The sequence below is a fragment of the Henriciella sp. genome (assembly GCF_049649345.1).
Lineage (GTDB): Bacteria > Pseudomonadota > Alphaproteobacteria > Caulobacterales > Hyphomonadaceae > Henriciella.
Genome location: NZ_JBARZC010000601.1, coordinates 1 through 4,016 on the forward strand (window position 1 = coordinate 1; position 4,016 = coordinate 4,016).

Sequence of the window (4,016 nt, forward strand, 5' to 3'; positions counted from 1 at the left end):
GTGGTTCGACTTCGCTCACCATGAAGGCTTTGAGAGGGCCCGGCAGGGACCGGAAATTCGAACATCCGTTTGCCGCCGATACCTGCGACGGCTGGTATCCATGAGAAGACCTTTCCAATGACTCCCGACCGCGCGTGGCGCGATATCAGACCATGGGTTCCTGCCTGCGCAGGACCCTGCGGAGAGGTAGGCGACGAGGGTTCAATTTGGCTGGGCTACGTTTGGGGTGTGCGGTGTCCGATCCTCTTTTTCCAGTCAAGGGCTTCGCAGCTGGTCGCGCCAGCGATCAATCGATCCGGTGGATCGATTGAAAGCGGAGAAGGCCACGGCAGTGGCCTGCCATTCAGCCTGGATTTCTATTGATCATTTCGAGCAGGCCAAACCGCTGCGCCTTAGCGCCTGCGCACCAATCGAGCGTTTGATCTGAGCATGGGGCGAGGGGATAGAAGAGGACGATATACGTCAAGAATCGAGCAAGAAGCCTTTACTTTTTGCTGCTGCAAACAGCTGTTTCGTCGACGCGTCAAATTTTGAGATGGCCTCATTCAACCTTAGTTGGGCCGCAAGGAATTCAGGGTTGTCAATGCCGGTTCGGTCGGGATGGATACGTTCGAGCATCACATAATAAATCTCTTTCACGCCCATTAACGGAGCGAAGTACCGGTTGATCAACTCAGAAAGCTCACGAAGGTTTTCCTTGTAAGTATCGAATATGTCGTTGGCTCTCTTGTCTTCAAAGAAGCTATCCGGTCGACTGAGCAGATTACGGATACGCCACAGAGGATCTATGTCTTCGCTGGAGTGGCCATGATTGAAAATGCGGTCGAGGATGTAGTCGTGGTATTCCCAGTCACCAATCTCCACCAACTTCCGCATCAGTTTGACATCTGAGGGAGCGGGGCTTGAATTTATTGGGACGAAACGCTCTAGGAACAGAAATGAAAGGCCGATCGAAATCAATACAATCGCCACAATCGGCGCCGCTTTTGAGTCGGTCGTGAATCCAACGGGTTTAAGCAAGAACTGAAATAGATACTCGTTAAAGTGGGCGACCAGCAATGCGATGCCAGCAAATACGACCCAACCTGCCGATCGCGCTAATTTCGAGGGCCTAATTCTAGTATATATGTCCACCGCCCACTCGACAGTGTTTTTAAACCAACCTTTTTCCGACGAGGACGGTTTACTCAATTCCGCCTCGCTTCCTTGTCCCGCCAGGCCGCAGCGTTCGTTATCAGTTTTCCTGCGCCGTGGCACAGCAAGGCGACCAAAGCACTGACGGGTAGCAGAAGCAAGATGACGAGGGACAGGGCCCCTTCAACACCCTTTCGGTCGCAATCGTGCCACGCGGATGGATCCGCACCGACAATCAAGAATGTTGCACCGGCCATCGCCGCTATACCTACGAGACAGATTAGCTTCTGAGCCAATGGCCGTCTTGTGGAAAGCCCGAACAGAAAGGGCAGAAAGATGACGAAGCCCGCCGCCGGAATATAGCTGGCCAAGGCATTCGCACGTTTCATCGCTGCGGCGCGTTCTTCAACCGATAGGTCGTCCAGACCGCGAATAGTAGCCGGATTGTCGAAGTAATGATCGATGCAAACGCGCCAGTCGGCTTCCGCGGCCACTTGCATATGTGACAGTCTGAGCAGCGCTATCGCAATCAGAGCGATTGCGGCCAACCAGATCAGAATGTCCGACCATCGAGGCATGGCACCTCCCTAATTCCGCCCCGCCTCTTTATCCCGCCCCGCCAGCAGCCTCAGCCGCAACGCATTGAGCTTGATAAACCCTTCCGCATCCTTCTGGTCATAGGCCCCGCGGTCATCTTCAAACGTGACAATCTTTTCGCTGTAGAGCGAGTAGGGCGATGAGCGGCCGACGAGGATGGTGTTGCCCTTGTAGAGCTTGAGGCGGACCTCGCCGGTGACATAGCGCTGCGAATGGTCGATGGCGGCCTGCAGCATTTCGCGCTCCGGGCTCCACCAGAAGCCATTATAAAGGAGCTCTGCATATTTTGGCATCAGCTCGTCCTTGAGGTGGGCGGCGCCCTTGTCGAGCGTCGCCTGTTCGATGCCGCGATGGGCGGTCAGCAGGATGGTGCCGCCCGGCGTCTCATACATCCCGCGCGACTTCATGCCGACAAAGCGGTTTTCCAGCAGGTCGAGCCGGCCGATGCCGTGCTTGCGGCCATACTCGTTGAGCGCGGTGAGCAGCGTGGCGGGGCTCATCGCCTCGCCATTGATGGCGACCGGGTCACCCTTCTCGAACTGGATGGTGATGTATTCCGGCGTATCGGGCGCCTCTTCCGGGGAGACGGTGCGCTGGTAGACAAAGTCCGGCGTCTCTTTCGCCGGGTCTTCGAGCGCCTTGCCCTCGGAGGAGGTGTGCAGGAGGTTGGCATCGACCGAGAAGGGGGCCTCGCCGCGCTTGTCGGCGGTCACCTCGATGCCATGCTCTTCGGCGAATTTGATGAGGTCGGCGCGGCCCTTGAAGTCCCAGTCGCGCCACGGGGCGATGACGCGGATGTCGGGGGCGAGGGCGTAATAGCCAAGCTCGAAGCGGACCTGGTCATTGCCCTTGCCGGTCGCGCCATGGCACACCGCATCGGCGCCGACGCGCTGGGCGATCTCGACCTGCCGCTTGGCGATGAGCGGGCGGGCGATTGACGTGCCGAGCAGGTAGACGCCTTCATAGACGGCATTGGCGCGGAACATCGGGAAGACATAGTCACGCACGAAATCCTCGCGCAGATCCTCGATGAAGATGTTCTTCTCCGGGATGCCCATTTTGAGGGCTTTCTGGCGGGCCGGCTCAAGCTCCTCGCCCTGGCCGAGGTCTGCGGTGAAGGTGACGACCTCGCAGCCGAACTCGGTCTCCAGCCATTTCAGGATGATCGAGGTGTCGAGCCCGCCGGAATAGGCAAGGACGACTTTTTTCGGCGGATTGGCTGGTGTGGACATGGGCGTGCGGGCTCCGGGGCAGGGCAGGGTCAGGTTGGCGCGCACCATATTCATTGCGCGTGGCGCTGCAAGCCGGGATGTGGTGCAGGATGCCTACTCGGTATCGCTCGCCTGCCAGATGCGGACATAGTCGACGAGCATGCGCTGGGGGAAGGCGGTGTCGTCTATGCCTCTCGCCCCTGCCCAGTCGCCCCCAATGGCGAGGTTGAGGATAAGGAAGAAAGGTTTGTCGAAAGGCCAGGCGCCCCTGCCGGTGCCTTCATCCTCGAAGGTGAAATAGTCCGTGCCGTCGACGCCGATGGTGAGCGCGTCTTCGCGCCAGTCGAGCGTGTAGGTATGGAAGGCGTCGCAGGCCGACGGCACGGCAATCTCGCTGCCTTTCTGGGTGCCGATGCGGTGGTTGTAGTCGCCTGTGTGGATGGTGCCGTGAACAATGCCGGCGCGGTGTCCGACATGTTCCATGATGTCGATCTCGCCCTGTAGCGGCCATGCGATGTCATCGGGCGGCAGCAGCCAGATTGCCGGCCATGTGCCGCGCGCGCAGGGCAGCTTGGCGCGGATTTCGAAATAACCGTACTGCCAGGCCTCGATGCCCTGCGTGAAGAGGCGCGCGGACGTGTAGTCCTGCTCGCCCCAGTCTGGATGGTCGGCAGGGTCGAGGCGTTCGCGGTGGGCCTCGATGATGAGGTGGCCATCCTCGATGCGGGTATTTTTCGCGCGAGCGTCGCTGTAATACTGGCGTTCATTGTTGAACCAGCCGCTGGCATTCTGGGCGGTGTCGTAGGCCCATTTTGCCGGGTCTGGCATGTCGCCCGTGTCGAACTCGTCAGACCAGACGAGGGTGTAGCCGGGGGGCGGCGCGGCGCTGGCGGCAGGGTCCAGCTGTGCGGTCTGGTCGCCTGCGCCAAGGGAGGGGGTTGCCGTGCAGGCCGCGAGCCCGGCGAGTGCGACAGGTATGGCAAGGAGCTTCATCATGGCGCGAGGTTGAGACGGCTGCGCGGCGGCGTCAAGCGGTCTGCCCGGGCCGGACGGAACACGCGCCCAAAAAGAAAC

At 59.7% G+C, this 4,016-nt stretch carries 4 protein-coding genes; all 4 read right to left on the minus strand.

Translation table 11 applies throughout. The features are described 5' to 3' along the window. Positions 1-462: 462 nt before the first annotated feature. Positions 463-1,191 (minus strand): hypothetical protein, encoded by a 729-nt coding sequence (locus WA989_RS16640; RefSeq protein WP_424341598.1) that lies wholly within the window; start codon positions 1,189-1,191, stop codon positions 463-465. Further along, entirely contained in the window at positions 1,188-1,712 is a 525-nt protein-coding gene (locus WA989_RS16645) for a hypothetical protein (RefSeq protein WP_424341599.1), read from the minus strand. The genes WA989_RS16640 and WA989_RS16645 overlap by 4 nt, the downstream gene beginning before the upstream one ends. A gap of 9 nt (positions 1,713-1,721) precedes the next feature. Beyond that, positions 1,722-2,963, minus strand: coding sequence for an argininosuccinate synthase (locus WA989_RS16650; RefSeq protein ID WP_424341600.1), 1,242 nt, complete (start codon positions 2,961-2,963; stop codon positions 1,722-1,724). 93 nt (positions 2,964-3,056) lie between these two features. Continuing rightward, on the minus strand, positions 3,057-4,016 hold a 960-nt coding region (locus WA989_RS16655), incomplete at its 5' end, for a glycoside hydrolase family 16 protein (protein WP_424341601.1).

Coding starts and splice junctions, on each gene's coding strand:
- WA989_RS16645 (WP_424341599.1), bottom strand. CDS start 1,712: ATGCCTCGATGGTCGGACATTCTGATCTGGTTGGCCGCAATCGCTCTG.
- WA989_RS16650 (WP_424341600.1), bottom strand. CDS start 2,963: ATGTCCACACCAGCCAATCCGCCGAAAAAAGTCGTCCTTGCCTATTCC.